Origin of the sequence: Arthrobacter sp. efr-133-TYG-120 (assembly GCF_030209785.1) — a bacterium.
Lineage (GTDB): Bacteria > Actinomycetota > Actinomycetes > Actinomycetales > Micrococcaceae > Arthrobacter.
The window spans coordinates 23908-48955 of the sequence record NZ_JARVRI010000040.1 but is presented as its reverse complement, the minus strand read 5'-3'; the positions used below and the strand labels follow the sequence as shown (position 1 = coordinate 48955).

Genomic DNA, 25048 nt, shown 5'->3' with positions numbered 1-25048 from the left:
CCGAATACGGCGGACCAATGCGGTTCAAGCCAGTACAGGTGCCGCTCGGGTGAGCACAAGCGGCCGCACCCTGGCCCGACCTCACGACTTCGGACCTGCAACGCGTTGTTCAGCAGGCTGGTCCTGGTCGAGATTGTGGACTTCACGCACCCAAAGGCCATCTTCCGTCCGGTCCGGGATCCCTCACCGGAGCGCCTAGGTCCTCGGCTCTATTCGAAAGGCACCGTCGGCGAGTCGGACGATCTCCACAACGGCACGGACCGGCCGAATGGGGGACTGTCCGCACCAGTTATAGCCCTAGTGTCCGTAGTTCGAAGCTGTTTGGCACAAACACCCGGCCCGCGGCGGCGTTCTTGCTGTCCGGTCCGGAGAGTAGGACGTGTTGGCCGCCGTTGGCGAGAATCCGCAGCTGCACCACCTGCCCTACAGCGGGCCGGCCCGACCACGGGCCGCTGCCTGTGTAGGTCAGCTGAAAAATCTGCTGGACTCCCTCCGCTCCAGGAGCACCTATCGTCAGATTTGTCGTGTTCTTGTACACGGTGCGCCTGAGGACGGTGGCGCCTAACTGCTTCCACTTTTGAGAGCATGCCAGTGCCCGGACGTGGCGGTAGGTCGACAGGCTATTTCCGAGGAACGCGCCGGCAATACCCAGCCAGATGGCGCCCGCGAACGCGAAGATGAACGGCCGGTTCCTTTGGAACTGATCGAGGCCGACAATCAAGACGTGGGAGGGGTCGGCCGGGTCAACGCTTGCCGTGACTGTGGTCCAAGGTTTGGGCATCCCCCCACACGTGGACGCTGGGTCGAACGTGGCCGTGTGCTGGTGCCCGTCCATAGTGAACTGCAGGCCCAGGTCGCAATGGTCACCTCGGGAGAAGTAGGCGTGCTGGCTGGTTACGACCGCTGGGACACGAACGAATCCGCCCCAGTATGGCCTGGTGATCGAACCGAAGAGAATAACCAGGCCAACGACCAGGAAGGCGAAGACGAACATGCTCAACCCAGTGCGCCACAGCAGACGCCGGCGGAGACGCGAGCCCGCCCATCTGGGGGCGGCCGCAAGAGGCAGGGCGGTCGCGGGCAGCAGCAGATCATCAGGCAGCTGAACGGTTTCCGGTTGCATCGTCCCCCAGATCATCGACTGGAATCAGTGTATGTTCAGGACCCGCGGACGCAACCGGAGCTGGACTTCGAGTCCCATCTCGGCGAAGACTTCGCGCGTGATCGTTCGGAAACTATTCGCGGCGGACAAGGTGAGGAACGAGGTGCGGATCGGGGGTTTCCGGTTCCTGAGACTTCTTCCTGAAGATGCCCACAAAGATTCGCTTTCGTTGTAATGGTCGATCGAGTTGGCACCAGCCCATATTGGACAATGATGTTGTCGGATGATGGGGCTGGCACGCATCCCGCCCCGGCCTCACCAAGCAGCAACTCTATCGACGACTTTTTGAAGTGGATGCTGACTGGCGGGCACCAGAAACCGGCGCCCGCGGACCGTGGCATGACAGAACGGAACCATCCGGCGGGGCTTCCGACAAGGAGCTGGAGGGAATCTTTTTCAGGGCGAAGACTCTGAACCTGCTGATTTTCTACGACCTGGCGGTACAGCCTTGGCTAGCCTATCCAGTGACTCCGGGCTCGCGGCGAGTTCAACCTTGCCTTCGTCCGTCACTAAGGTCACGGATTGGAACCCGTACACCGGCATATATTTACGCTCCTTGCCGCCGACCTTCCGGCGCTCCGGAAGCACCTCCTGCACTTTCAACTCCGTCGACCGCCCGGACGGTTCCAGATTGTCGTAGACCGCGGGCTGAAACCGGATGGTTCCCGCACCCGGCGTTGCGATGCCTTGGTTCCAGATGGCGCTGAGCGATCCTGGACGAGAGTCCGGGTAGCGGACAAAAGCCCTGAACTGGCCGTGTGCGTCGAGGCGCCGTTTGGTTTTACGCACATTTCTTACGTGGAAGAGTGCGAAAAGCCAGTAGACCAAGGTGTTCGTGAAGGTTTTGAACATAACAGTTGCAGGGTCGCTTGCATCAAAGACCATCCAGGCAGCAAAGGCAAAGACGACGACGAGAACGTAACCGAACGCCAAGGCCAGATACGGGTGCCGCCGGACCCACTTCTTCATGACGACCTTCCCATGCGGAGGCGACTGCCACTCATCCGATCCGCGCTTGGTCCAAGGCCCTTATTAGCCCGTCAGTATCATCGACATCGTAGAAGGCGACCGCCTGTCCCATTCCGAGGCTGAAAAAATCGAGCCCTGTGTTCTGGTACATGCCCAAAACACCCATAAGTCCTTGGTATCCGAACGTCACGTTTACATGCCGTCCGTCCCTGGCTCGGTCCACCTTCGTAGGCATTCCGATGACTGGGGAATCGGCTACCGACCTGTCGCCCGTGCAGACGATTGCACGAGAATTGGTCAGGCCGTAGATCGTTGCTCTCTTTCGCCGCTTTTTGAAGATGAAACGCCCGAAAATGAAATAAAGGCCCACGAGAACAAAGGGAATGCCCCAGATGATAAACAGGGGCTGCCTCACTGCCGTGATAGCCGTAACCTCCCAAAAGACGGCAAACCCTCCCCAGAGGACACTGAACGGTACAAGGAAGGCGTCAGCCGAAGTGAAGCGAACCCTCGGATCGGGTTGTCCCGCCCACAACAACTGCTCACCTTGGCGGAGGAGGGGAAGAAGGCGGCTTCGGGGGTCGTTCATGCGGGAAGTCTTACACAAAATCACGGTGAAGGGGGGCTTACTGCAACCATGTCCTCACCGCCCCGCCACGCACCCCGCGACATACTCCGCGTCCACTCCCACCCCGCCGACGATCGACGAGTAGTGCCCCGTCAACCACGGCAACCCCACTACGTAACGCACGGTCCCGACCTGGATTCTGAAGAGAAGATCTAGGTGTTGCTAGCGAACGCACTCAATTTTGCGGTTATCACCACTCAATTCCTGGAGATTCAACACTCAGTGGCATTATCCGTGGCTAGAATTGTCCCGCCCTCTAATCGGTCGTGAGTCGTCAAGACCAGAGACTCGCGGATTCACACATTAACCGGGCTGGCAAGAATCAAAGGAGAGAGCGTTGAATCGAACTTTAAAACGAGGAATAATCTCCGCCATTACGGCGGGGATTATTGTGTGCTCAGGAGTGGGACCAGCGCTTGCGGCTGATGGTTCGGGCAAGGCCGAAGACGTCTTTAGCGACTCCTCATACTCCGCACTGACATCTGGGTCACGACCCGGATCACTACTAACAAGGTCCACGATCAACGGCAATCCCTATGGATGCGGGGGCTACACAGAAAGGGTCCATCTTAGTGGTGGAATGTCATCGGTCCACGCTGGCATCAAGGACTGTTCGAGAGCGCCCTCATACCAGATCGTCGGGGCTGAAATCATGAAAGCCGGATGGTTCGGCCTCTGGCACAGATCGGCCTTCAAGAGCGGCGATGCATACAACCGCCTTGCAAAACTTGATGTCAACGCCAAAGCCATTTGCGGTAATAACTCCGATCAGACCTACCGAGGAAACGGTTACCACCGGGTTAACATTGGAGGCGTCAACTACATTGCACGAACGTCCAGCGACATAGCAACACGCTTCGGGTGCGACTCCTAAGGCCAACCCTCGCGATCGCGTCGGTCGCAGCCATTATTTGTGCGACCGGAGCCGTCCATGGATGCAGTCAGCAAGACCATCTTCGCGCGGAAGAGGCAGCTGTCGGTCTTGAAGAGTTCAAAAACGTTCCAAGTGAACCGCCGATACTGAATTATGCAGGCAGCGAGCGTGAAGCCTATGTACTCGATTGGAAGTCCCGGGAACGAACTCTGAGGATTGACAAGACTGGAACGGTTCCGGAGACATTCCAGGCTCCTCCGTCATTGGCTCGCCGATTCTTCCTTCAGGGGTTAGCGAATCCAGTATTTTTGCAAGTGGCAATATTCCATCGACCAGCTTCAGACGTGGATCCATTGACCCGCCCTGACAGGACTTTGACTTGTCATGTCGAACAAATCGGCGACTGCAGAACTTCGAGGAATCAAGAAGCGATTCATATCGAGTTGACTGAGGATGTTTTTCCTCAACAAGGAAAAGTGGTTGTATCTGTCAGTTCAGAATTCTATGCCGAGGCCGAACTCAACTCTGAGCGCTTCATTAATATCATTGGATGGGTTCTGGAAATTGATCTAAGCTAAATTTCCGGGAAAGCGAATATGAGAGGACGCTTGGTTTGATGGATCGCCGGGAAGCAGACTCGGAGTCGCGCATCCGTTGGTTCCTACAGCAGACCATCGGGAAGCCTGCGGGATCGCTGGCCTGCCTTATCCCTCCCGTCTATCCCGCTTATGCCCGGGTGCTGAATCCCGCTATGTCGCCAACTGGTCGACGTTTGCGCTGGTCACAGCTTGCCGGTGATCAGCTGGAGGTTGACGGTGGCACCCAATGGAGCGAGATCGTGGCGGCGTGCGTTCCCGACCCGAATCAAGTCTACGAACCCCAGAACGGTTCCGTTGATTCCGTAGTGGCCGAACGGTTGGTTTCCAGGATAGCGAAGGGCGCCAGGCCGTCACCTGAATGCTTGTTTTTGGTGTGGGAGGGATATGGCGACCTCAATGGCCGCGTTCGAACTTCGCCCGTCATTGTCAATGGCCTTGGTCGGGGACTGCATGTGTTGCGGGGACCGCTCGAACTGGCGCTGGAATCCATCGAGGACAATCCTGCCGGAAGACTGCCCTTGAACTGGCTACCTCTGGATGGAGCGTGGTGCGTCGCTAATGACATCCATGCTCTCTCGGTCTTCATCGGAGGGTCACCATCCCTGATCGGCGAAATACTGGGCGATCCTGAATTGGAGGCCTATTACATCCGGCCCAATCAAACGTTGGTCTCGGAAGACTAGCCTCACCGCCCCGCCACGCACCCCGCGACATACTCCGCATCCACGCCCACCCCGCCGACGATCGACGAGTAGTGCCCCGTCAACCACGGCAACCCCACTACGTATAGCCCCGGCTGTTCGGTGACGCCGCGGGTATGTCGCGGGTAGTTCCAGGCGTCCAGGACAGGAATATCCACGAAGCTGAGGTCCAGTTGGTAACCGGTGGCCCAAAGTACCGAGGTGATGTTCTCTGCGGCCAGGTTGACCCGGGGCGAGGCGACAGGTAGCCAGTCGTCCGCGGGCGCTGGCAAAGCCTCAGGCGCGTCTATTCCAGCGGCGGCGATGTAGGCGTCGAGCGCACGGCCCATGCGCTGGCCGAACCCGGCCTCGACTGTTGCGAGGCGTTGGGGGAGGTCGTCCGTGAAGGTGAGTTCGCCGTCGTCGGCTGCTTCCAGGTGCCCGTGCAGCTGGACGCCTTGGCGGCCGAGTTCGCGGAGGTGGATGTCGTGGCCGCCGTCGGTGCCGGAGAGCAGGGGGTTGCAGGCGAACCGCGCCGCGGGAGAGGGCAACTGTCCGACCGTCAAGGCGTTGATCCCGTACTCCGGCCCATGGATTCCAGCTTGCAGGAGCCAATAGAGGATGTCGTGCCCGCGATACCTGCGGGGCGCCTCCGGACACGTCGACACCGCCAGATGCACCTCGCGCCCGGCCGCGAGCAGGTCTTCCGCGATCTGCCCGCCCGACTGCCCGGTCCCGACGATCAGCGCGGCACCGTCCGGCAGTTGCTCCGGATTGCGATAGTCGTGCGTGTGGAGTTGCAGGACACTCTTCGGGAGTCCGGCGGACAGTGCCGGGATTTTCGGTATTTGATATGCGCCGGTCGCCAGCACCACATTGCGTGCCCGCCAGCCGCCGTCGGACGTTTCAACGCTGAAGCTGCCATCCGACGTCGAGATCCACGTGACGTCCGTGCCTGTACGGACCGGGGCACCGATCCTCTTCGCGTAGTCGCGGAAATAGTCCACCACGTCGTCACGGGCCATGAACGCCTCCGGCTCCGGCCCCGCGTATGGCATCCCGGGCAGGTCTAGCGAGAAGTTCGGCGTGTTCAGCACGAACGCATCCCAGCGATCCTGCCACGCGCCGCCCAGCGCGTATCGCCGTTCAAGGACCAAGTGCTCGACGCCGGCCCGGCTGAGGAAGTAGCTCGTGGCCAGTCCCGCTTGGCCTCCACCGACAACGAGCGTGTCGATCTCGAGGGGGCGGTTTTGTTGTGCCGCTCTGTTCTGTTGTGCGGCTGTGGGCGGGGCAGTCTCCATGAGCGATCCTTCCGGTCCCTTGGCAGAACTTTACGCCCCGAGATTCAGGTGCGGGAGGTGGACAGCACTGACGGTCCGGACCGTCGTCGCCGATCTGTCCACGACGGCGGGTATCGGCTCGGTCGCCGAGATCTGCGCCAACCAGCCCGGCCTGGAACTGGGCGAAACCGTCTGCGCGCCGGGCGTAGAGGACAGCGGTCTTCTCGACGCAGTCTTCCAAGCGGACCTCGCCGCTTTCGGAGCGCAGAGCCCGGAGCTTGCCACACGGTACCGGTAGTTTCGGCTAATTCGGATGGTCGAACTTGATGCGATCCTCCGGAAACGGTCCTAGAGTGTTGGCCATGGCTATCGCACGCTTCCCCGTCGTGGTACTCGATTGTCCCGACCCCAAGACCCTGGCCGAGTTCTACAGCGCACTGCTCGAGTGGAAAATCGAGCGGAACGACGACGACTGGTGGTCCGTCCGCGCCGAGTACGGCGATTCGATGGCTTTCCAGAAAGTCGACTCCTACAGGGCGCCGGAATGGCCAGGCCAGGACGTCCCGCAACAGATGCACCTCGACGTCGTGGTCGACGACCTCGACACCGCTGAGGCGGCTGTGCTCGAACTCGGCGCGACCAAGCATGAGAACCAACCGGGAACGACATTCCGCGTGTTCCTCGACCCCGCCGGTCATCCTTTGTGCCTCTGCCTGGACTGACGTGCCTGGCGGGGAGGGTGATCATCGGTTGTGCCAGTGCGGGGGCATTTCGAGATCCGAAGGCAAAAGAGTTGCACGGCCACCTTGCGCGGCGTTGAGCTGCGGTTGGGTCAGATACAAGGCTTTGGAAAGATCGGCGCGTTCAAGCCGGACATCCCTGAGGTCTGCGCCGAGCAGATCCACACCCGATAAGTCACTGCCCCGCAGATCCGCAGCGATAAGGTAGGCCCCGCGGAGGTCTGCCCCGCACAACCGGCGGGAACTGAGATTACTGCCCATCAGGTCCGCTCCCGGCGTGAGCGCTGGATCCAGGTGGTCATCACCGGCGGCAAAATAGGAGGCCCGTACTTCTGCGCTGACATCCATGAGCGTTGACCTCACCTGGGAATGAAGATCTCGAATATCCAGTGAAAGCAGCTCCGGCAGTTCGCCGCGGACTGCATGCTCGACGGTGTTCCGGAGTTGAACCGCACGGCGTGACGTATCGGGATCGAAAGCCCGGTTCTGTGCCTCGGCCAGGTACCAGAGCATCTCATGAAGCTGACGGGCAGCTTTGAACGCGGAAAACATTTCGTCTTTTGTGCCAGGGTTCTCAAGCCAACTCTTTCCGGCGAAGAACCCTTGCGATACATTTTGACCTGCCCCGAAACAGTCAAAGACCGTGCACCCACGAAAGCCCCTCGGGCCCAGGCTGTGGTGGATTCTGCACGAGAAATCAGGCGCGAGGTTTTGGCAAGGAGAGCCTGCCGGTTTATCGAGCGCAAAATCCGCGGAACGTGAGAATCCGAAGGCCGTGCAGCATAGGGCAAAACAGTTTCCGCAGTCAGGGCGCAGGGATTGCCGGTCTAGGGCAGGCGAAAAGGGCTCGGCTGAGTTCGTTGATGTTGTTTCCATTTGATCTTCCAGTGGTGAGTTCGCTTTTGGGCCGGTGAGCAGGGGAAATCCACATGGAGTTCCCCTGGCAGGCGCAGGGAATCACCGCTCCTCTAGGGAGCGAACTGGAAGCGCTGAAAGACGCTGGGTCACAGAGAAAAATGAAGTATCACTGACATCAGAATACTCGACTACCGCTCGGCCATTCCTCGGTTGACATCGACATGAAGCCAGGGCACACGGGTGCGAAACACATCGGTCAGGATTGAAGAAGCGGTTAGTGGAGCCTCGGCATAAAGTCGAAATCACAAAGCAACCCACCCCACTAAAGGACATGCCATGACCGCCATCGACTCAGTCACCCTCGAAGTTCCCGACCCCGCGGCCGCTACCGCTTTCTACGACGCCGCCTTCGGATTAGGCGAGCGGGTGCGCGTGCGGGCCTCGAACGCTCCTACTGACGGCTTCCGCGGGTTCACGCTGTCGCTCGTCGTGTCGCAGCCGTCCACCGTCAGCAGCCTCATCGATTCCGCTGTGGAAGCCGGTGCCACGACCCTCAAACCAGTGGCGAAGTCCTTGTGGGGCTACGGCGGCGTCGTACAGGCTCCGGACGGCGCGATCTGGAAGGTCGCGACGTCGGCCAAGAAGAACAGCGGTCCGGCCACCCGGGAGGTCGACAAGATCGTGCTCCTAATGGCGGTCGCGGACGTTTCGGCTAGCAAACGGTTCTACGCGGACCGGGGCCTCGCCGTTGGGAAGAGCTTCGGCAAGTACGTCGAGTTCGCCATGCCGTCGAGTCCCGTCCAGCTGGGTCTCTACGCGCGCCGGGCCCTCGCCAAGGACGCCGGCGTCTCTCCCGACGGCACCGGTTCGCACCGTCTCGCGATCAGCAGCGACGCCGGCCCGTTCACCGACCCGGACGGGTTCGCGTGGGAGCCCGCCTCAGCGTGAGGGGGCGCGCGGCGCTGCCAGGGACGCCGCGGCTAGCCCCGCACTACCGCGATTCCCATCGGAACCAGCGGATTCCGATGAAGGCGAACACCGCGACGTAAGCGACGCATGCCAGGAGCGAGCCGGTGTCCTGGCCGCTCCAGGCCGACTGGTTCAGGACATCCGAAAAGAGTGTCATGAGGCCTCCGACCGGAGACCAGTCCGAAATTGACTTGATCGTGTCGCCGAGGATGCCGGTTCCGCCGAGGACGCCTAGGAGCAACAGGGCGATCATGAGCAGTCGGCCGATCGCGCTGATGGCGTTGGTGGACCGGATCAAGCCGACGAGCGCTTGTCCAATGGCCAGGAAGACGGCGGCCCCGAGAATAGCGACGGCGATGACCAAAAGGTACTGGCCAACGTTCAGCGTCAGGCCGTGAACAATTGCACCGACGATCACCACGATGATGGAAGCGACCAGATTGGTGACCACCTGCACGATGAGGCGGCTGGTCATGATCATCCAGTTCGGTGCCGGTGTGACCCGAAGCCTTTGCAGCACACCGATGTCCCGATCGTGAGCCAGGGCCAGCGTGAAACCGAGCAAGCACGACGTGAGCAGGCCAAGGGTCAAGGCCAAACCGATGATGAGGGTGGATCCTCCGAGGCGTGATTGCCCCTTGCCGAAGGTTGTGGCCACGAGGATCACGATCGGCAGCAGGGCGCTCAAGACAAGTGAGGTCTTGCTATTGAGCATCACAATGGAGTCCGCGCGAAGCAACGAGCCCATCGCCAGGCCGAGCGGCGGGCGGGCGGTATTGACCGCGGCGGCGTTAGTCACGGATTTCACTTCCTGTCAGTCCGATGAAGACGTCTTCCAGAGTGGGCGCACCGTGGGCCACTGAAAGCACGCGCGGATCCTCCCTGTGCTTGTCGATCAGCTCCGAGGGCTCTCCAACCGTGAGAAGTACGCCATGGTCGATGATCGCTACCCGGTCGCACACGGCCTGCGCTTCTTCCATGGAGTGGGTGGTGAGGAGAATGCTGTTGCCTTCTCCACGAAGTTCTTCGATTCGGCGCCATAGCCCACGGCGCGACTGCGGGTCCAGCCCGGCAGTTGGCTCGTCGAGCAGCAGAAGGAGGGGGTTGTGGATGGTGGCAATGAACAGTGCCAGCCGTTGCTGCTGCCCGCCCGACAGCTGTTTGAACCGTTTGCCCAATTCCTGTTCGAGCCCGATGGCCCGCATACTCGTACCGATCTGCTCACGCGAGAGTTTCACTCCGTAGAGCCCGCCGTAAAGCCTTGCGATCTGCTGAATGGTCAGTTCGGCCTGGAAACTGGAGGACTGCAGTTGCACCCCGAGGCGCGCTTTCGCGTCCAGAGGCTCTTGTTGAACATCGATTCCGTCCACCAGCAGTTGCCCGGATTTCGGCTTGACCAGCCCCTCGATGGCACTGAGTGTGCTGGTCTTCCCTGCGCCGTTCGGCCCTAGCAAGCCGAAGATCTCACCGCGATGAATCTGAAAACTGACGCCGTCGACGACGGTCCGCTCGCCATACGCGACGCGCAACGCGCTGACGTCCAAAACCGGCGGCTGTGCCGGCACATTCACTTCACTCATCGAGCCGTATCCCTCTCAGGCTGGCCGAACCGCCCCATGTCAGGGCGCCGTTTCGATGAGTCTATATGCGGGAACCTGATGTTTTCGTGGGAGCCGACACCGCGCCCTAAACGACCCGATTCGCCCGTTCCCAGTGGTCCCGCAGCAACGCGCCGAGCCGGTCGGGCTCGATCCGGTGCGGGGGATCGAAATGGTGGCGGTCCGGGAACACCTCGAGGCGGAAGTCAGGGAATACCGTGGACAGCCGCTCGGCAACCTCGCCATAGTCGTCAGGGTTGCTCAGGCCGCCGAGGACGAAGAACACCGGCCGATTGAACGCAGCAAGCCGCGCCCTATCCAGATCGTAAATCTTGAAGTCACGCAGGAATGCCCTGATCCCCGCCGGCCGCTTGGCCATCCACGGCGGCGGTCCGCCTTCGGGCGGTGGCGGAAGGACGACGTCGGGCTTCACTCCCAGCCTCATGAACGCGGCCATGAATTGATCTGGCGGTAGCGATTCCAGCGCCTCATAGTCCTTCCAGAGCCGGGTGTGCGCCGGACTCCAGTCCCAGCTTCCCGCCCATGCGGGCTCCAGGAGCGTGAGACTGAGCAGTCGCTGTGGATGCTTGGCGGTGAACGCCAAAGACGCTGCCCCGCCGCCCGAATAGCCGAGCAAATGGAACGTCTCCCAGCCCCGGGCGTCGGCCTCGCGGAGGACACCATCGATTTCGGTGTCCAGGCTCCAGCCCGGCGGCGGCTCATCGCCGTCGTACAGTTCCAGGTCCTTCGCGACGGCGTCAACGTCGGGACCCAGCGCTTCGATCAGCGCCCCGTAGGCGGGTTCGGCGGGAAGGACGCTCCCCGGAAGAAGGACGACCCGAATCGGCTCCATGGCGGAACTCTACGCCTCTTGGGGTGCTAAGGGAGGGGGAGGAAGGACTATTTTCCGGGGCCGAGGACCGAGAGGCCGGCGTCCAGCGCAGCGGCGAGAGCTCGGTGTAGAGCAGCATCGAAGCGACGAGGCGGTGTCCTGTTGCCGCGGTTGGCGGCGCGCGGCAGATGAAGGATTTCGACAAATAGTAGCCATCCGGCCAAAGGCCTGTATGCTTGGAGCTGTTGTTGTGTTTGGCATTTGGTAGTTCAGGCAGTTCCCGCGGTTCATCAACCGCGACCTTCTGAAGTAACGGTGGAGAACACCCCACACCGGAGGCCCGACAGTCGGGACAACCTCCACCTTCAGTAAGGAAACTGAAAAAATGGCTACAGGTATCGTCAAGTGGTTCAACTCCGAAAAGGGCTTCGGCTTCATCTCCCCGGAAGATGGCAGCCAGGACGTTTTCGCTCACTACTCTGCAATTAACTCGGGCGGCTACCGCTCCCTCGAAGAGAACCAGAAGGTTTCCTTCGACGTCGAGCAGGGCCCCAAGGGTCCCCAGGCAGTAAACATCCAGGCTCTCTAAGCTTCGGATTTCAAAAAGCAGGGCCGGTCATTGACCGGCCCTGCTTTTTTGTGCCCATTTCCGGGTCGCGTGGGGACCTTTCGACGCGCATATACCCGGCGACACGCCAAATCCCTGTCGACACCGGAATTCCGGTAGCGACAGGGATTTGGCGTGTCGCTTAGCTTTTGCTGTAGCGCTCGGCCTTGGGCTTGGTCATGTCCGTCCCTGGATCGTCTTCGCTCGGATGTCGGATTCTGCTCAATCATTCGAATGGACAAACGCCGGTCCCGCGGAATCACGGGACCGGCAACTTCGGCGAAGAGAATGATCCAGCAGAATCCGACGGCTATTTCTCGCAGCCGATGCCGTCACCGTCGTTGTCGAGACCGTATATGTCAGTCCCGATCACCTTGACAGGACCACGCACGTAGGCTGGGCCATTACCCTTACCGCCTGCGCAGTCGACGTCTGAAGCAATCGGGACGCACGCCCAGGCATAGTTGGGGTCACAGCCCGACGGCGCTGCGGGAGCCGCTTGCTTTGCGGCCGCCTGTGCTGCGGCTGCTTGCGCTGCCTGTGCTGCGGCGGCTTGAGCCGCAGCCGCGTCGGCCGCTGCTTGGTCTGCCGCCGCCTTGTCAGCAGCGGCCTTGTCAGCTGCTGCTTTGTCTGCTGCGGCCTTGTCTGCCGCCGCCTTCGCCGCAGCTGCTGCTGCGCGAGCGTCGGTTACTTTCTTTGACTCTGAGCGTTCCATCCAAACTAAGGTGCCCGCGTCGGATTTTGTGCAGATGAACACCTTGGGCGGGTAGCTCTCGGTTGTGTTCTCCGTTACGCAGGACACCGATTTCGGCGCGGTCGGTGTGGGCGTGGGAGTTGGGGTGGGCGTCGCCGAGGCGGAAGTTGATGCCGATTGAGTGGCCCCCGCTTGGGAGGTTGTTGGGCTGGCTCCGCCGCAGGCGGCAAGGGAGAGTGCTGCGGCAGTAGACGTGACGATGGCAAAGACCTTGAAGATATTCTTCCGAGATTTCAAGAAGTCGTGCGACGCGTGCTTTATTTCCCCGTTGTTTTCAGGCGCGCGAGTATTCATTTATTGCCCCCATGATTCAGTTTTTGACGCGAATGTCAGCAGATCCTAGCATCTGAAATGCGAGAAAAGAAGAAGTTGTCCACATGGACGAGAAAGCCTCTTGACAGGGTCCCAAGAGGTTGTGGTCCATTCTGCAAATTCGAATTTATATTCGATCTATGAAAACAAGATTCGAATAAATATCCACATGCGCGAGGTTCGATCTAGAGGCGGCCACGAAACCCCCGTAGCGTCGGAAGCAAGAGACCACCACCAGGAGCACCATGGAAAATTCATCGCGAAACCCCACCTCCTTGGACGCCGGGGGAACACTGAGTTTTCTTCGGCGCACACGGAGATGCGGAACAAAACCCCACGTCGGCACACGTAGACGGCTCCCCGCGCACACTGAGTTTTGCCAAAACACCACTTAGATGGCCGTTTCGGACTTTACGGTTTCCCTTGGAACGAGGTTCGTCAGCGCACCCCGGGGGATTCCGTGGGAGTGCTTGGGAGTCCGCCTGCCAACGCCCGGCTTTGGGCAGGAAACAGTTGAATCGTCTGGACCTCGCACCACCTAAGGACCGGAGAGTGCTGGATCAGCGCGTCAGAGAAAGTTGGATCGCGAGTGTTCGATCAGGAAGTTCGGCGAACGCTGGACTACGTTGCTCGCGGAATGATAGTTCGAATTGTCGGCGCGCCTGGCAGCGGCCGCACGAGTGTGGTGCAAAAGGCTATCGCCGATCTGGAAAATACCGGAGCAACGGTTTACTCCGTTTCGGGACTCCGCTCACATCGCGAAATACCCTTTGGTGGAATACATAGCCTGAGCCTGGATATTCGAATAGGCCAATTGGGAGTCCTCGGTGTAGCTGACACCCTGGCGAGCCGGCTCTCCAGGCCAGGGGAGCGCGTGCTTGTGGTCGATGACCTCGACTTCGTCGACACGGAGACTGTTGCGGTTCTGGACGCCGTCCGGCGTCGGACGAAACGGCCCATGATCGTCACCATGAGCGAGTCATCCATCTACTCGATGGCACAGCCAGCGGTGCTCAGCCCCGGACCGGAAGCCAGGGTTCACCTGAATCCGCTTCGCTACGAGCAAGTGAACGAGCTCCTCACCGGCATTCTGGGAGCCCCGGCGGACACCGACACCACTGCCCGGATCCTGACGAAATCGGCAGGGAACCCGCGGCTTGTGGTTCGCATCGCGGAAACTGCTTCCCTCAGTGGCTTGATTGTCCTCCGCCATGGTCAATGGCGCATGACGGGCGACACCCTGTGGAACGAGCACCTTCATGGCACGGTGGAATCCCTCCTCGAAGGACTCGAAGCCGACGAACTCACGGGCCTTCAAGCCATGGCCATCGCCGGGACCACGCCCCTCGACGTACTGCAACAGGTAGTTCATTCCGATGTTCTCGACAGGCTCGAACAGCGCGGCCTCATTTCCGTTGTGGAGGACCTCCACAACACTGTCTCCGCTTCGATCACGCCACCGGTCCTGGCCGACTACTTCCGTGGTCAAAGAGTGCTCACAAGCAGGCGGGTCCTGAAGAGTCGAATCACCCGAGCCCTCAGCGGTTTGCCACAGGAATCCCACGTTGACCTCAACTCGGCTGATTCTCTGATGAGGGTCCTGGCTGCGCTGCGCCTTGAACGGAGCTCGGACGACGCCGCAACGGCACGCCATTTTCATGAGCAAGTATCCGTCCTGGAGCGCAAGCGATACGAGCTGTGGAATGCCGAAAGGTCAGTATCGAATGCTGTGGCACTTCTGAGGGTCTATTGGGGCTCGCCGATTGACGCATCGAGAATTGAGCGGATCCTTGCCCAGACCGTGACCTCGGAAGGCGAATCGTGCGATCTCCTGTTCCTGGCATTTACCAAAGCGCTTTGGGCGATCCATAAGGGCAAAGGACTGGACTCTGCGGCCGGCGCCCTCAGGAGCTTCGGGGAGGAACGTCCCAAATGGTCCGCCGAAGCCGAAGCGGCAGAACTTTTCCTCGTGGCGTCCTACGACAGAATGCCGGAGAACCTCGACGGGATCTTCGCGCGTCTGCACGATCGTCACCCCGAAAGCGGTGTGATAGCCAGCATCCGGGGCATCCTGGAACTCTACCGATTCAACCCTTCCGCCGCGCTCAAAGCCATCGACACTTCAGGCGGCTTAAGAGGCATTCCGGGAATCGAACCGTTCATCCGTGGAATGGCTTTGTTCAGCTCGGGGCGGATCGATGAGTCGATTGTCTTTGCGCTTGACCAACGCGGAGATGCCCGCCGCAAGCTGGACCAGTTCGGGATGGTTTGCAACACCTATGTGGCTGCCCAGGCCCTGATCTACCGCGGCTATTTCGACGACGCCGAGTACCTCATGGGCAGTGTGTTTGCCATGGGGCGGCCAGGCTTCCTGGTGGCTTCCCTTCACGACGCAATGCTTAGGCTCGCCGGGCTCAGGACGGCGACGTCCGCGATCTTGCCCGCAGCGACCCTTGCCACCCAGGCACGGCGCGAAGCTGAAGACATCGGCCCGCTCCCCGGGACAGCGAGAGGCGTGTACGAGCTCGTCGCCGCGCGACCCCTCATTCCCGCTGTATTCGACGGGAAGGCCGCGAACCTCATTCAACGGCAGCTCGAACGTGGCTATGTCCTCGAGGCGATCTATTCCGCGCTCTTCTTCACGTGCCTTCTCCCGGGCCGGAAAGTTCTCGATCTCCTCCGGCAGACCTTGAAAGAGTATGCACCGGCCGCTTCACATGATCAACTCTTGGCAATTGCCGCGGCCGTGGTGGAGGACGACCACCAAATGCTCGGCGTGCTGCTCGAGCATTACGAGCCCGACGCCGATTTCTACCAGGTCCGGATGCTGCTCCGCGGTGCCTTCAAGCGGTATGCGTTCGTGGACAACACGATCGGTGCGGCTGCGATGGACCGGGCGTACTCCATGTTCGCGGCACGTTTTCCTTCGCCGGATGAGCCCGTCGCGTTTAGTTCCGGAAGCTACTCGCCCCTGACCGTCCGGGAAATCGAGATAGCAGCCCTGGCAGGTCATCGCTCCAACCCGGAGATCGCCGAGCATCTGGGAATCAGTATCAGGACCGTGGAAAGCCACATCTCCAACGCGCTGCGCAAGACAGGAAGCCCTTCCCGCACGGCCCTCTTTGACCTTGTCCGGGATTCGTCTCCGTTCCGCGAAAAGCGGCTTTCCGAGTGAGCCTGCCAGTGGGCTTCGGTCTACGCGATTGCTCCTTCCTCCTTGAAGACGAAGGAATGCCTAACGGTCAGTTGCTCCGGAATTGTGTGCGAAATGAGGACAACCACTTTGTGCTGTGCCCAGTCGCCGAGCTCGTCGATCAGGGCCTCGATGCCTCGAACGTCCATGCCGTTGAAAGGCTCATCGATGGCGACCACAGGGGTGTCGGCCACAGTGCACATGAGCAGCCAGAGCTTCCGGATATTGCCCGTGGACAGCATGGAGACGGGCTGCTCCACCCAGTCCTTCAGTCCATACTTGGCCAGCCGGGCGAGCCCGGCCTCCGGACCGACCTGACGGCTACGTGCCGCCAGAGCCAGATGGTCGTGAACCGTCATCGAGGGGTATAGCGCCGGCGTCGTACGGCAGACGCTCCGTACGTGGCGCGCGTCCGGTGAGCTGGCGTCGATACCGCAAAGCCGAACGCTTCCGGCCCAAGGTTGGAGGAAACCGCTGATGAGCTCCAGGAGCGTCGATTTCCCGCTGCCATTGCTGCCGGCCACACGGTAAAGCCCGGGCTCGTTCATGCTGAGACTGAGTCCGTCCAGGACAGGGGTGCCTTGCCGGTAGCCGGCGGTTACAGAATCGATTTCGATCGAAGCCTCAAAAGACGTTGATGCAGGCATACGGCGACTCCCAGGATCAAGAGGATGGAATAGCCCAACAACAACACGGTGCTGAACTCGGGGCTGACAACAAGAATGAGCGAGCATGGAGAAATCAGGAGGAGTGTGAAGAGGCCGTCCATCACGTCATTGGACTTGGTCCCGTCAGTGGTGGTTGGCGGACGGGAGAGGGATTCCGCGACGACTCCGGACGCCGCGACGATCAAACCCGCGAGGACAGCACCAGGAGCCGGAAGGTCCAGGGCGAGAAATGCGCCTAGGAAAACAAATCCACCGATGGCCGCCCCCGCCATGACGTAGATTCCGACGAGCCGGACAACGATCGCGGTGGCGGAGAATCCGTTCTCCCATGCGAAGCGGTAGTGGTACAGCTTCGCGGTGGGCCCGATCCGATAGAGCATCGGTTCCGTGACGCCGAGGCTCAGGAGCACTGCAGCACCAATCAAGGATTTGTGCAGCTCTCCGGAGCCGAGAGCCGACTGCAGGGGGAAGACGCCCCTCGCTCCCAAGAGGATGCCAACGACGGCGATCCAGGCAAGGACGATGGTGGCGATCACCGAGCCCTGTTTGCTGCTCAACAGATCCGTGAAAACGAATAGCCCGAAGCTTGTCGCCGGCCGTTGGCTGCCGCTCCGCTCCGTATTGAAAGAAATCCTGCGGTAGCTGAGGCGACGCCAGGCACGGATGCTGAGCAGGATCAATATCCCGGACGCGGCCGCTGTCAGGGAGTACAACGCCGGAAGGAAGCGCGAGGGGTCCCCGGCGAGGCCGCCGAGCCGGGAGAGCTGAGGCAGGAGAAATCCCGTGGCAGCCCCGAGCAACAATCCAAGGATGAGCGCCAGAAGGCCATACCGCCAATGGAGGCCCATCCTTCGTGCAGGTGTTGAAGCGAAATGGAGGACGCAGTAGACGCACGCACACGAGGCGAGAGCCAGGACGGAGGCCGAAGCCGCCACGACGCCAAAGTAGCTCGGCGATTCCTCGAAGAAGACCAGGAGGAATACCGCGGCCGAATACCAAAGGATGCCCGTGCGGCGGAACGCCGGGACCAGACCGTATCTCACCACAACCTGCGGGAGGGGAAGTTCCATCGCCCGGAAGAGCTCCAAATGCGGAGTGCCGGATACTGCCAGCCGTCGGCTTGAAACTACCTCGGTGAGAACTGAGGCGACCGCGGAGTAGAGGATCGCGAGGAATCCCCAGTTGAGCACAGCAGCCGTGACTTGGCGGAGCGGGCCGTCGCGGAGAACAGACATCGTGGATGCGAACACCATTGTTCCGAGCAGGACCAAGGCGATCGATCCGAAGATCGCGAGGGCCCTGAAACCGTCCAGTGTGAGCGGCAAACGCATCGCATTGACGATTTCGAAAGCCCGGAAGTCGCGCAGGATTCGGTAATCGGACCTCCGGACCGACACAGCAGGGACGCTGGCGTTAGAAGCTTGGCCTGCGACGTCGGCGGGTGGGGTTTTGGTCCTCATCGGCGCCTAGAACTTGCTCCGCGGACTCTTCTTCTGGACTGAGTCCATGAAGGCCACAATGGTGAGGACCGCGAGGCCGAGCGCACAGACCGCGGCGATGGCCGACGTCGTGCCCTGGAACGGGACGACTATTACCGGGCTGACGGCCGCCGCGTTGGCGAAACCAGCGACGGCGAAAACAGCCGCCTTGAGCGGTAGCCATTTCCCGGCCTTGCTGAAGGCCGCAATCAAGGGTGCCGCCACTCCGAAGACGAGAAGCACGGTGACCATCGTGTTCTTCACGGCGAGGGGATCTATGTTCTTGAGGCCTTCCGGGGCGGGAGAAGCCCACATCAGGCCGACTGAAATGCAGGAGAATGCAGCGACCAGGAGGCCCACGATTCGTGGAAGCAGGCCGAAGAGCTGAGTAGTCATTGAGAATTTCTGTCCGTGGGTGGTGGTTGAGGAAGGTCAGCCGATGGCGACTATTGTTGACAGACCCATGGCCGAAAGCACAACGAGGATCTTCCTGCCTGTGGAAAACTCGCGCCAATGTCGGTAGAAGATCACCAGGGCCAGCACGGCCATCGAGGGGAAATAGGCCCAATATCCGGGGATTTCCCGCGGTTGGATGACACCAAAGGCCACGCTGAAGAGATTCACTGGGATCGTGGCGAGAATGGCGATCACAAAGAAGGCCCCGATCTTGAAGCGGCCCGCGAGCACCGATTTTCCCGGGATCACCCGTTTGTCCAAGAACGCGGCCAGCGAGAAGTACAAAGCGATGATCACGGCGTAGACAAGGAAGAACAAAACGGTGCCCACGGTCATGGAGAGGCTCAGGAGGCGATCGTCCCCGATTTCCGAGCGCACGTCCGCCGGAACGTTCGCGTTGAGATACTTTCTGGTCAGGGGAAGCCGCAGAGCCACCAAAGCCATGAGCAGGATGTAGCCCGCGATCCACAGACCCCGGGACGTCGAGACCCATTCCCTGGCTGATGACGGCTCGGGACGCAACTTTCCGACCTTTGCGACGCTGATGACGGTTTCGGACTTCCGTCCGTCTTCCGTGCTGGTCATGAATTCCTCCTCAGGTCTTGAGCTGAATCACGATGGCCTCGATGACGGCACCGAGGACTATCAGGGCGATGGCAATGAGCAAAGTGCCGAGGGAACGGGCCATGTCGTCGATGAACGACCTCAGGGTTGGAGGCTCGTTCTTCATCAGCAGCCTCCGAGCCAGGCCCGCGGCGGGCTGGAATCCGGCGGTCGCCGCCATTACCAGGCCGAAGAACTCGAACGGGACGTACCACATCACGTCCGCAACCAGGCCCGCACCGCCGACGGAATGCACCCCGAGGGATACCGTCGCCCCGACATACAGCGCCAGGATTCCGGCTCCGAGCAGCGTGGTCATCCCGAGGGTCGCGACCCCCGAATAGAGCACCAAGGCCGCACCGATGTTTCGCCCAAGGATCTGGAGGAAGTCTTTGCTGTAGAGGGGACTCCCACCCATGTCCTTGGCGTCCCGAATCCAGGACAGGTCCACCGACGAGTAGCCGAAGATGGCTATGGCTGCCATGGCGAGGCCCGTGCTTGGGAGCAACCATCCAGGGATACCCCCAAGCACGCGTGCTGTCTTAGCAAGCATCGATTTAGGCGACTGCTTGCGCCCGGCCGATGCGGAAGAGGATGCCTCGAGCCGTTGCGATCAAGGCACCCGTGATTCCTGCCCCGAAAATTGTGCCGATGACAACGAGAGCCCAGCCTCCGACCTCAATGGCGTGCATGATCTGTGACGCCGCCGCGGCAGAGATCCCAAGGGACCCCGCGATCCATGAAACGGCCAAGCTCGCGCCGAAGATGCCAACCACGGCCAGCGCAGCCGCGGCCGCAGCCTGAAGGCCGGTCCTTTTCGTCATTGTTGATTCCACTACAACCCCATTTCTCGAGTAGAACGGCCAACGGTTTCGCTGGCCTTGAAGAGTGGTGACCCTCCTCAAAGGAAGGCCATCCACGATTCAGATTCTCTCGGTGAAATTGGCGTCTCCGTGTAAAAAACGGAAAAATCCGTGTGCAAAAGGCCGTTTCTCAGTGTGAATAAGCCGGATCTCCGTGTGCGCGGTGGCCCGTCTACGTGTAATCCGGGCAAAAACACTGAGAGCCGTTCTCGGCCTGGGAACGCTAAGGAACTTAGACGTGGCCGGTCTGGTCGTGGACCGTCAATGTCCCGGCGAGGTCGAGGTCTGCGCCGGTGCCGTGCGCCCCGGCGTGTGCGAGGAGTGCGGCACCAAGTGCGGCGCTCCAGAATGTCCTGGCTTCGACGTCGACGGGTCGCTTGAGGCTCCAACCCCGGCTGCCGACAAGCTGGGTCACGAAGCGCTCCGATTGGCGGAACAGCAGTTGGAGGTGCTCGTCGACCACGGGGGCGAGCTCGGCCTTGGCGATTCCGGTCGCGAGTGCTCCCGCGACCGAAGGGAGGGAGGGCAGGGCGAGGACCGCACGGGCGATGTTGCGCCGGAAGGTCGCAGCGTCGGGGGCCTGGCGGCCGATCCGCTCGATCCGCCGGGTGTCGTGGAGCAGACCAAGGAATGCGGCGTGCACGAGTAATGAGTCCTTGGAACCGAAGTAGTAGGTGATCTGGTTGGGGAACACTCCTGCCGCGTCTGCGATCTCCGCGACGCTCAGCTGGGCTCCGTGGCGCTCCTTGCCGAGTCGCGCCGTGGTCTCGATGAGTCGCCTCCGGGTCGCGCGTCCGCGCTCGAGCGTCGAGGTCTGCGCCTCGGGTTCGGTTCGCTTCTGAATCACCTCTCGATTGTATGTGATACAAAAGTACGGTCAGTTGTATGACATACAAGAGAGGAACTTGAAGGTTATGGGATGGAATGAGGTTGTAGTGACCGGGCTTGGCGCGATCACGCCACTCGGAGGCGACGTCAGATCGACTTGGGAAGCCCTGCTGGCTGGTGAGTCCGGCATCCGAGGAAAGGTTCTACCCGGCCATGAGGACGGCGAACTGGCCGGCACCGTGGCCGGGACAATGGCGATCGACCCGGCCACGTACTTGTCGCCGGTGCAAGCCAGACGCCTGGACCGCTCGCAGCAGGCAGCTCTTGTCGCGGCGGCCGAGGCTTGGGCTGACGCCGGCGCCCCTGAGGTCGACCCGGAGCGACTTGCCTCGGCGATCGGCACCGGAATCGGCGGCGTGCAGACCCTGTTGGAGCAAGACGACGTTCTTGAACTGTCGGGTGCCCGCCGTGTCTCGCCACGAACCGTACCCATGCTCATGCCCAACGCCGCTGCCGCGCTGATCAGCATCGCCTACGGTGCGCGCGCCGGGGTATACACGCCGGTCTCCGCCTGCTCATCCGGCGCCGAGGCGATTGCGCTAGGGGCCAGGCTCATCCGTGCCGGCGAAGCAGACGTGGTCATCGCGGGCGGAACGGAGGCGGCGATTACCCCGGTCACAGTCGCCGGTTTCAAGCAGACCCAGGCGCTGTCGCGCCACACCGCGGAGCCAGCCTCAGCGTCTCGACCGTTTGCCGCGGACCGCAGCGGATTTGTCCTGGCAGAAGGAGCCGCAGTCTTGGTGCTAGAGAGTGCGGAACACGCCGCCGCCCGTGGTGCACGGGTCCACGCAGTGCTCGCCGGAGCCGGCATCGCGGCCGACGCGCACCACATCACCGCCCCCGCTCCCGGAGGCAGCGGTCAGATATCGGCAATGCGGAAGGCTCTCGCGCAAGCTGGACTTGCTCCCGAGCAGATCGGGCACATCAATGCCCATGCTACTGGGACGCCGGTGGGAGATGCTGCCGAGTCCCGTGCCATCAGGGAGGTTTTCGGGCACGCGACCGTGACGGCGCCCAAGGCGGCGCTCGGCCATCTCTTCGGGGCTGCAGGGGCGATCGAGGCTCTCATAGCGGTCCTCAGCGTGAAGCACGACGTCATTCCGCCGACCCGCAACCTCACCCCGACCGCCGTCGATCCCGACATCAACCTCGACGTCGGCATCCAACGACGGAACGTCCCTCAGCAGGCTGTGCTCAGCAACTCGTTCGGTTTCGGTGGGCAGAACGTCTCCCTCGTCATCACCGATGCACTGCACCCCAAAGCCCCGAATACACGATGAACCACGCGACTACCGTCGCGTGGAGGGTGCCTTGGCCGGCGGACCGACAATGAACGGGCGTGTGTTGAGCGGTTCGACGGGAACGACGGGAGGTTTGGCTTCGGTAAGCGGCTCCGAAGTCTCATCGTGGGAGCCGGTTCCGAGCCCGCGAACCGTCCAGCCTTGCGCCCGCCATGCTCGAGCATCCAGGACGTTCCGCGCGTCCAGGACCATCCGGCGTCGTACGAGCGAGCCGACGGCGGCGGGTGAGAGGGCGCGGTATTCGTCCCATTCGGTGAGCAGCAGCACCAACTCGGCGCCTTCGAGAGCGCGCGTGGTGGACGCTTCGAAGCGGAGCTGCGGATAGCGCATCCAGGCATTGTTGATCGCCTTGGGATCCGTCACCGTAACGTGGGCGCCGGCCGCGGCGAGTTGGAGTGCGACGTCGAGGGAGGGCGAGTCACGGATGTCGTCGGTGTCCGGTTTGAACGCCGCGCCCAGCACGGTGACGGTGCGGCCGGACAGGAAGCCCTTGCACATGTCACGGGCGACGTCCACGGCGCGGGCGCGCTGACCCAGGTTGATGGAATCGACCACACCCATCCACTCGTCGAGGGAAGGCACGGACAGCGCTTGTGCCTGTGCGCGGAACGAGCGGATGTCCTTCGGCAAGCAGCCGCCGCCGAAACCCAGTCCAGCGTGGAGGTACCGGTTGCCGATGCGCGGATCCAGCCCCATCGCCTCACTGAGCTCGGTAACGTCGGCCCCTGAAGCGTCGCAAAGCTCGGCGATGGCGTTGATGAAGCTGAGCTTCGTGGCGAGGTACGCATTGGAGGCGGACTTGATGAGCTCGGCGGTCGCGAAGTTGCAGACCAGCCGCGGGATCCCGGCCGAAATCAGAGGTTCGTAGACGGCGTCGAGCGCAGCCGTGACAGGGGCGCCCGCGGCAGAGTCCTTGCCGCCCGGCACGCCGTACACCAAACGATCCGGGACCAATGAGTCCTTCACTGCCGTACCTTGGCGCAGGAATTCGGGGTTCCAGCCGAGCAGGACATCCGGCCTGCGGGCAAGGATGCCGCGGAGCATGTCCACCGTTCCCACGGGAACGGTGGATTTGCCGACGACGGCGGCGCCCCTCGCCAGGTGCGGAAGCAGGCTCTTCGTGGCTGCGATCACGTAGGAGAGGTCCGCCGTATCGGAGGTCTTGGATTGCGGAGTGCCCACGCAGAGGAAGTGCGTCTGGGCGCCGGCGGCGTCGGCGAAATCGGTGGAGAACGTGAGCCGCTTGGTAGCGAAGCCGTCGCGGAGAAGTTCGTCGAGGCCGGGTTCGTGGAAAGGCGCGAAACCCTTGTTCAGGTGGGCCACCTTCTGGGCGTCGACGTCGATGCCCACCACGGTGTGGCCCATCGACGCGAGCGTGGCGGCGTGTACTGCGCCAAGATAGCCGCAGCCTACAACGGAGATTTTCATGCTGGGAGTCCTTTGCTGGAAGTCACGGAAATGGTGGCAGGCTTTGCCGCGTGAAGTTCGGACGCCTGAAGTTCGGCTGCCTGAACCGGGTGGCTGGGAGCGGCGGCCGGTTCTACGAGCGCTTCCCCCGCGATTACCGCCTCGTAATGCTCGACGAGTTGGGCACTCAGCACCGGCCAGGTCCGGCCTTGGACCGAAGCGAGTGCCGCCGTTCCGAACGCACGGCGCTTGGCGTCGTCGCCCACCAAGTCCTGCACGTAGGCCCGTAACTGCGCGAGGTCTCCTGGCTCGTAAAGCCAGCCGGTGCGCGAGTTTTCCACGAGATCGAGGGGACCGCCCCGGCCGGTGGCCACGACGGGAACGCCGGAGGCCATGGCCTCCTGGATGGTCTGGCAAAACGTTTCGAACTCTCCGGGATGGACGAAGAGGTCGAAGCCCGCCACGACTCGGGCCAATTCGTCGCCGCCGAGGAACCCGGTGAAGAAGGCATTCGGCAGCGCTGCTTCCAGGGCGGCGCGTTGCGGACCGTCGCCCACAATGACAAGCCTGGTTCCCGGCAGGTCCGCCAGCACGGCGAGGTCCTCCACTTGTTTCTCGATCGCGAGGCGGCCGACGTAGCCGATGATGCGCTCGCCGTGGGGCGCAACGGAGGTGCGCCACGCCGTCGAGCGCTTGGTGGGGGAGAAGCGCGCGGTATCCACACCGCGCCGCCACATTCCCACCCTGAGGATCCCGCGGCCGCGCAACTGGTTGAGCGCGAACGTGGACGGGACCAGTGTCCGGTCTGCACGAAGATGGATGTTGTCCACCCGGTTCCATGCCCAGTTCTCCAGCATGGGGAGCCCATAGCGGGCGGCGTAGCTGGGGACCTCGGTTTGGTAGATGGCAACCGTCGGAATGCCGAGCTGGTGCGCAGCTTGCACAGCCCGCCACCCGAGGACGAAGGGAGATGCGAGGTGGACAACGTCCGGTGCGTAGTCGGCAAGGATTCTCTTGACCCGGCTCACACCGCCCAACGCCACCCGCACATTGGTGTATCCGGCCAAGGGCACGGAGGGGAGGCGGTGGACAAAGGCGCCGTTCACGACGTCCGAGACAGCAGTGTCCGACGTCGACGGCGCAATCACCATCACTTCGTCGCCGCGCTCTTGCAGATGCTCGAGCACCCGCAGGATGGAGTGCGTGACCCCGTTCATGAGCGGCAGGAATGATTCGGCAACGATAGCGATCCTCACCCCTCCACGGTGTGCTCGGCGGTTGGCGAAGCGGGGGAATGGGCGTGACCGCAAGGGGAAGGTTTGGTTAACA

General features: G+C 61.8%; 26 protein-coding genes. 8 read left to right on the top strand and 18 right to left on the bottom strand.

Translation table 11 applies throughout. From position 1 onward, the window contains the following. Positions 1-289 precede the first annotated feature (289 nt). The 3 genes from QRN51_RS21065 to QRN51_RS21055 all read right to left on the bottom strand — a co-directional run bounded on the left by QRN51_RS21065 (position 290) and on the right by QRN51_RS21055 (position 2720). On the bottom strand, positions 290-1000 hold the full coding sequence (locus QRN51_RS21065) for a hypothetical protein (RefSeq protein WP_284991760.1): 711 nt from the start codon (positions 998-1000) through the stop codon (positions 290-292). Positions 1001-1558: 558 nt separating this feature from the next. Continuing rightward, entirely contained in the window at positions 1559-2131 is a 573-nt protein-coding gene (locus QRN51_RS21060) for a hypothetical protein (protein WP_284991759.1), read from the bottom strand. 31 nt (positions 2132-2162) lie between these two features. Next, a complete protein-coding gene (locus QRN51_RS21055; protein WP_284991758.1) occupies positions 2163-2720 on the bottom strand; it encodes a hypothetical protein in 558 nt (185 codons plus the stop codon). Between the two features lie 900 nt (positions 2721-3620). Between QRN51_RS21055 and QRN51_RS21050 the strand changes: the two genes are divergently transcribed. Further along, positions 3621-4211: a hypothetical protein gene (locus tag QRN51_RS21050; RefSeq protein ID WP_284991757.1), complete on the top strand. Its 591-nt coding sequence runs from the start codon at positions 3621-3623 to the stop codon at positions 4209-4211. Between the two features lie 38 nt (positions 4212-4249). Next, positions 4250-4915, top strand: coding sequence for a hypothetical protein (locus QRN51_RS21045; RefSeq protein WP_284991756.1), 666 nt, complete (start codon positions 4250-4252; stop codon positions 4913-4915). A gap of 2 nt (positions 4916-4917) precedes the next feature. On the opposite strand, the gene QRN51_RS21040 is transcribed toward QRN51_RS21045, so the two are convergent. After that, the gene (locus QRN51_RS21040; RefSeq protein WP_284991755.1) at positions 4918-6213 is read right to left on the bottom strand and encodes a flavin-containing monooxygenase; all 1296 of its coding nucleotides are present in this window, start codon (positions 6211-6213) and stop codon (positions 4918-4920) included. Here QRN51_RS21040 and QRN51_RS21035 point away from each other — a divergent pair. Together QRN51_RS21035 and QRN51_RS21030 are read left to right on the top strand one after the other, a co-directional pair. Continuing rightward, the gene (locus QRN51_RS21035; protein ID WP_284991754.1) at positions 6212-6490 is read left to right on the top strand and encodes a hypothetical protein; all 279 of its coding nucleotides are present in this window, start codon (positions 6212-6214) and stop codon (positions 6488-6490) included. The two genes, QRN51_RS21040 and QRN51_RS21035, sit on opposite strands and share 2 nt — an antisense overlap. 64 nt (positions 6491-6554) lie before the next feature. After that, positions 6555-6914 (top strand): VOC family protein, encoded by a 360-nt coding sequence (locus QRN51_RS21030; protein WP_059388050.1) that lies wholly within the window; start codon positions 6555-6557, stop codon positions 6912-6914. Positions 6915-6935: 21 nt separating this feature from the next. Here the strand turns inward: QRN51_RS21030 and QRN51_RS23445 are convergent, their stop codons facing one another. Next, the gene (locus QRN51_RS23445; protein WP_350225011.1) at positions 6936-7484 is read right to left on the bottom strand and encodes a pentapeptide repeat-containing protein; all 549 of its coding nucleotides are present in this window, start codon (positions 7482-7484) and stop codon (positions 6936-6938) included. Positions 7485-8126: 642 nt separating this feature from the next. Between QRN51_RS23445 and QRN51_RS21020 the strand changes: the two genes are divergently transcribed. Further along, complete coding sequence (locus QRN51_RS21020; protein WP_284991752.1) at positions 8127-8738, top strand: VOC family protein; 612 nt, start codon at positions 8127-8129, stop codon at positions 8736-8738. Between the two features lie 43 nt (positions 8739-8781). Here the strand turns inward: QRN51_RS21020 and QRN51_RS21015 are convergent, their stop codons facing one another. The 3 genes from QRN51_RS21015 to QRN51_RS21005 all read right to left on the bottom strand — a co-directional run bounded on the left by QRN51_RS21015 (position 8782) and on the right by QRN51_RS21005 (position 11210). Further along, positions 8782-9558, bottom strand: coding sequence for an ABC transporter permease (locus tag QRN51_RS21015; RefSeq protein WP_059388042.1), 777 nt, complete (start codon positions 9556-9558; stop codon positions 8782-8784). Then, positions 9551-10339, bottom strand: coding sequence for an ABC transporter ATP-binding protein (locus QRN51_RS21010; RefSeq protein ID WP_084784388.1), 789 nt, complete (start codon positions 10337-10339; stop codon positions 9551-9553). The genes QRN51_RS21015 and QRN51_RS21010 overlap by 8 nt, the downstream gene beginning before the upstream one ends. A gap of 106 nt (positions 10340-10445) precedes the next feature. Beyond that, on the bottom strand, positions 10446-11210 hold the full coding sequence (locus tag QRN51_RS21005) for an alpha/beta fold hydrolase (RefSeq protein WP_284991751.1): 765 nt from the start codon (positions 11208-11210) through the stop codon (positions 10446-10448). Positions 11211-11574: 364 nt separating this feature from the next. Between QRN51_RS21005 and cspE the strand changes: the two genes are divergently transcribed. Further along, positions 11575-11778, top strand: a complete 204-nt coding sequence (gene cspE, locus QRN51_RS21000) for a transcription antiterminator/RNA stability regulator CspE (protein WP_028266315.1) — start codon at positions 11575-11577, stop codon at positions 11776-11778. Between the two features lie 328 nt (positions 11779-12106). Here the strand turns inward: cspE and QRN51_RS23495 are convergent, their stop codons facing one another. After that, positions 12107-12511 (bottom strand): hypothetical protein, encoded by a 405-nt coding sequence (locus QRN51_RS23495; RefSeq protein WP_502870889.1) that lies wholly within the window; start codon positions 12509-12511, stop codon positions 12107-12109. Between the two features lie 1165 nt (positions 12512-13676). On the opposite strand from QRN51_RS23495, the gene QRN51_RS20990 reads away from it, so the two are divergent. After that, entirely contained in the window at positions 13677-16037 is a 2361-nt protein-coding gene (locus QRN51_RS20990) for a helix-turn-helix transcriptional regulator (protein ID WP_284991750.1), read from the top strand. A 20-nt stretch (positions 16038-16057) separates the two neighbouring features. Here the strand turns inward: QRN51_RS20990 and QRN51_RS20985 are convergent, their stop codons facing one another. From QRN51_RS20985 to QRN51_RS20955, 7 genes are all read right to left on the bottom strand, one after another. Further along, positions 16058-16702 (bottom strand): ABC transporter ATP-binding protein, encoded by a 645-nt coding sequence (locus tag QRN51_RS20985; protein WP_172465515.1) that lies wholly within the window; start codon positions 16700-16702, stop codon positions 16058-16060. Further along, positions 16654-18183, bottom strand: coding sequence for a hypothetical protein (locus QRN51_RS20980; RefSeq protein ID WP_284991749.1), 1530 nt, complete (start codon positions 18181-18183; stop codon positions 16654-16656). The genes QRN51_RS20985 and QRN51_RS20980 overlap by 49 nt, the downstream gene beginning before the upstream one ends. Positions 18184-18189: 6 nt before the next feature. Continuing rightward, positions 18190-18597: a hypothetical protein gene (locus tag QRN51_RS20975; RefSeq protein WP_284991748.1), complete on the bottom strand. Its 408-nt coding sequence runs from the start codon at positions 18595-18597 to the stop codon at positions 18190-18192. Positions 18598-18633: 36 nt separating this feature from the next. Then, positions 18634-19242: a hypothetical protein gene (locus tag QRN51_RS20970; protein WP_059388035.1), complete on the bottom strand. Its 609-nt coding sequence runs from the start codon at positions 19240-19242 to the stop codon at positions 18634-18636. 10 nt (positions 19243-19252) lie between these two features. After that, positions 19253-19813, bottom strand: a complete 561-nt coding sequence (locus QRN51_RS20965; protein ID WP_284991747.1) for a stage II sporulation protein M — start codon at positions 19811-19813, stop codon at positions 19253-19255. Between the two features lie 4 nt (positions 19814-19817). Next, positions 19818-20084: an uberolysin/carnocyclin family circular bacteriocin gene (locus QRN51_RS20960; RefSeq protein ID WP_059388033.1), complete on the bottom strand. Its 267-nt coding sequence runs from the start codon at positions 20082-20084 to the stop codon at positions 19818-19820. Positions 20085-20355: 271 nt separating this feature from the next. Further along, the gene (locus QRN51_RS20955; RefSeq protein ID WP_284991746.1) at positions 20356-20970 is read right to left on the bottom strand and encodes a TetR/AcrR family transcriptional regulator; all 615 of its coding nucleotides are present in this window, start codon (positions 20968-20970) and stop codon (positions 20356-20358) included. A 67-nt stretch (positions 20971-21037) separates the two neighbouring features. Between QRN51_RS20955 and QRN51_RS20950 the strand changes: the two genes are divergently transcribed. Beyond that, positions 21038-22291 carry a beta-ketoacyl-[acyl-carrier-protein] synthase family protein gene (locus tag QRN51_RS20950; protein WP_284991745.1) on the top strand — a complete coding sequence of 418 codons (1254 nt, stop codon included), beginning with the start codon at positions 21038-21040 and terminating at the stop codon, positions 22289-22291. A gap of 9 nt (positions 22292-22300) precedes the next feature. On the opposite strand, the gene QRN51_RS20945 is transcribed toward QRN51_RS20950, so the two are convergent. Then, positions 22301-23740, bottom strand: coding sequence for a UDP-glucose dehydrogenase family protein (locus QRN51_RS20945; RefSeq protein WP_284991744.1), 1440 nt, complete (start codon positions 23738-23740; stop codon positions 22301-22303). Then, positions 23737-24975, bottom strand: a complete 1239-nt coding sequence (locus QRN51_RS20940) for a glycosyltransferase family 4 protein (RefSeq protein WP_284991743.1) — start codon at positions 24973-24975, stop codon at positions 23737-23739. The genes QRN51_RS20945 and QRN51_RS20940 overlap by 4 nt, the downstream gene beginning before the upstream one ends. Positions 24976-25048 lie beyond the last annotated feature (73 nt).

Coding starts and splice junctions, on each gene's coding strand:
- QRN51_RS20960 (WP_059388033.1), bottom strand. CDS start 20,084: ATGACGAAAAGGACCGGCCTTCAGGCTGCGGCCGCGGCTGCGCTGGCC.
- QRN51_RS21005 (WP_284991751.1), bottom strand. CDS start 11,210: ATGGAGCCGATTCGGGTCGTCCTTCTTCCGGGGAGCGTCCTTCCCGCC.
- QRN51_RS20965 (WP_284991747.1), bottom strand. CDS start 19,813: ATGCTTGCTAAGACAGCACGCGTGCTTGGGGGTATCCCTGGATGGTTG.
- QRN51_RS21060 (WP_284991759.1), bottom strand. CDS start 2,131: ATGAAGAAGTGGGTCCGGCGGCACCCGTATCTGGCCTTGGCGTTCGGT.
- QRN51_RS23445 (WP_350225011.1), bottom strand. CDS start 7,484: ATGTTTTCCGCGTTCAAAGCTGCCCGTCAGCTTCATGAGATGCTCTGG.
- QRN51_RS20950 (WP_284991745.1), top strand. CDS start 21,038: ATGGGATGGAATGAGGTTGTAGTGACCGGGCTTGGCGCGATCACGCCA.
- QRN51_RS23495 (WP_502870889.1), bottom strand. CDS start 12,511: ATGGAACGCTCAGAGTCAAAGAAAGTAACCGACGCTCGCGCAGCAGCA.
- QRN51_RS20980 (WP_284991749.1), bottom strand. CDS start 18,183: ATGAGGACCAAAACCCCACCCGCCGACGTCGCAGGCCAAGCTTCTAAC.
- QRN51_RS21030 (WP_059388050.1), top strand. CDS start 6,555: ATGGCTATCGCACGCTTCCCCGTCGTGGTACTCGATTGTCCCGACCCC.
- QRN51_RS21045 (WP_284991756.1), top strand. CDS start 4,250: ATGGATCGCCGGGAAGCAGACTCGGAGTCGCGCATCCGTTGGTTCCTA.
- QRN51_RS20975 (WP_284991748.1), bottom strand. CDS start 18,597: ATGACTACTCAGCTCTTCGGCCTGCTTCCACGAATCGTGGGCCTCCTG.
- QRN51_RS20970 (WP_059388035.1), bottom strand. CDS start 19,242: ATGACCAGCACGGAAGACGGACGGAAGTCCGAAACCGTCATCAGCGTC.
- QRN51_RS20945 (WP_284991744.1), bottom strand. CDS start 23,740: ATGAAAATCTCCGTTGTAGGCTGCGGCTATCTTGGCGCAGTACACGCC.
- QRN51_RS21055 (WP_284991758.1), bottom strand. CDS start 2,720: ATGAACGACCCCCGAAGCCGCCTTCTTCCCCTCCTCCGCCAAGGTGAG.
- QRN51_RS21035 (WP_284991754.1), top strand. CDS start 6,212: ATGAGCGATCCTTCCGGTCCCTTGGCAGAACTTTACGCCCCGAGATTC.
- QRN51_RS21040 (WP_284991755.1), bottom strand. CDS start 6,213: ATGGAGACTGCCCCGCCCACAGCCGCACAACAGAACAGAGCGGCACAA.
- QRN51_RS20985 (WP_172465515.1), bottom strand. CDS start 16,702: ATGCCTGCATCAACGTCTTTTGAGGCTTCGATCGAAATCGATTCTGTA.
- cspE (WP_028266315.1), top strand. CDS start 11,575: ATGGCTACAGGTATCGTCAAGTGGTTCAACTCCGAAAAGGGCTTCGGC.
- QRN51_RS21020 (WP_284991752.1), top strand. CDS start 8,127: ATGACCGCCATCGACTCAGTCACCCTCGAAGTTCCCGACCCCGCGGCC.
- QRN51_RS21010 (WP_084784388.1), bottom strand. CDS start 10,339: ATGAGTGAAGTGAATGTGCCGGCACAGCCGCCGGTTTTGGACGTCAGC.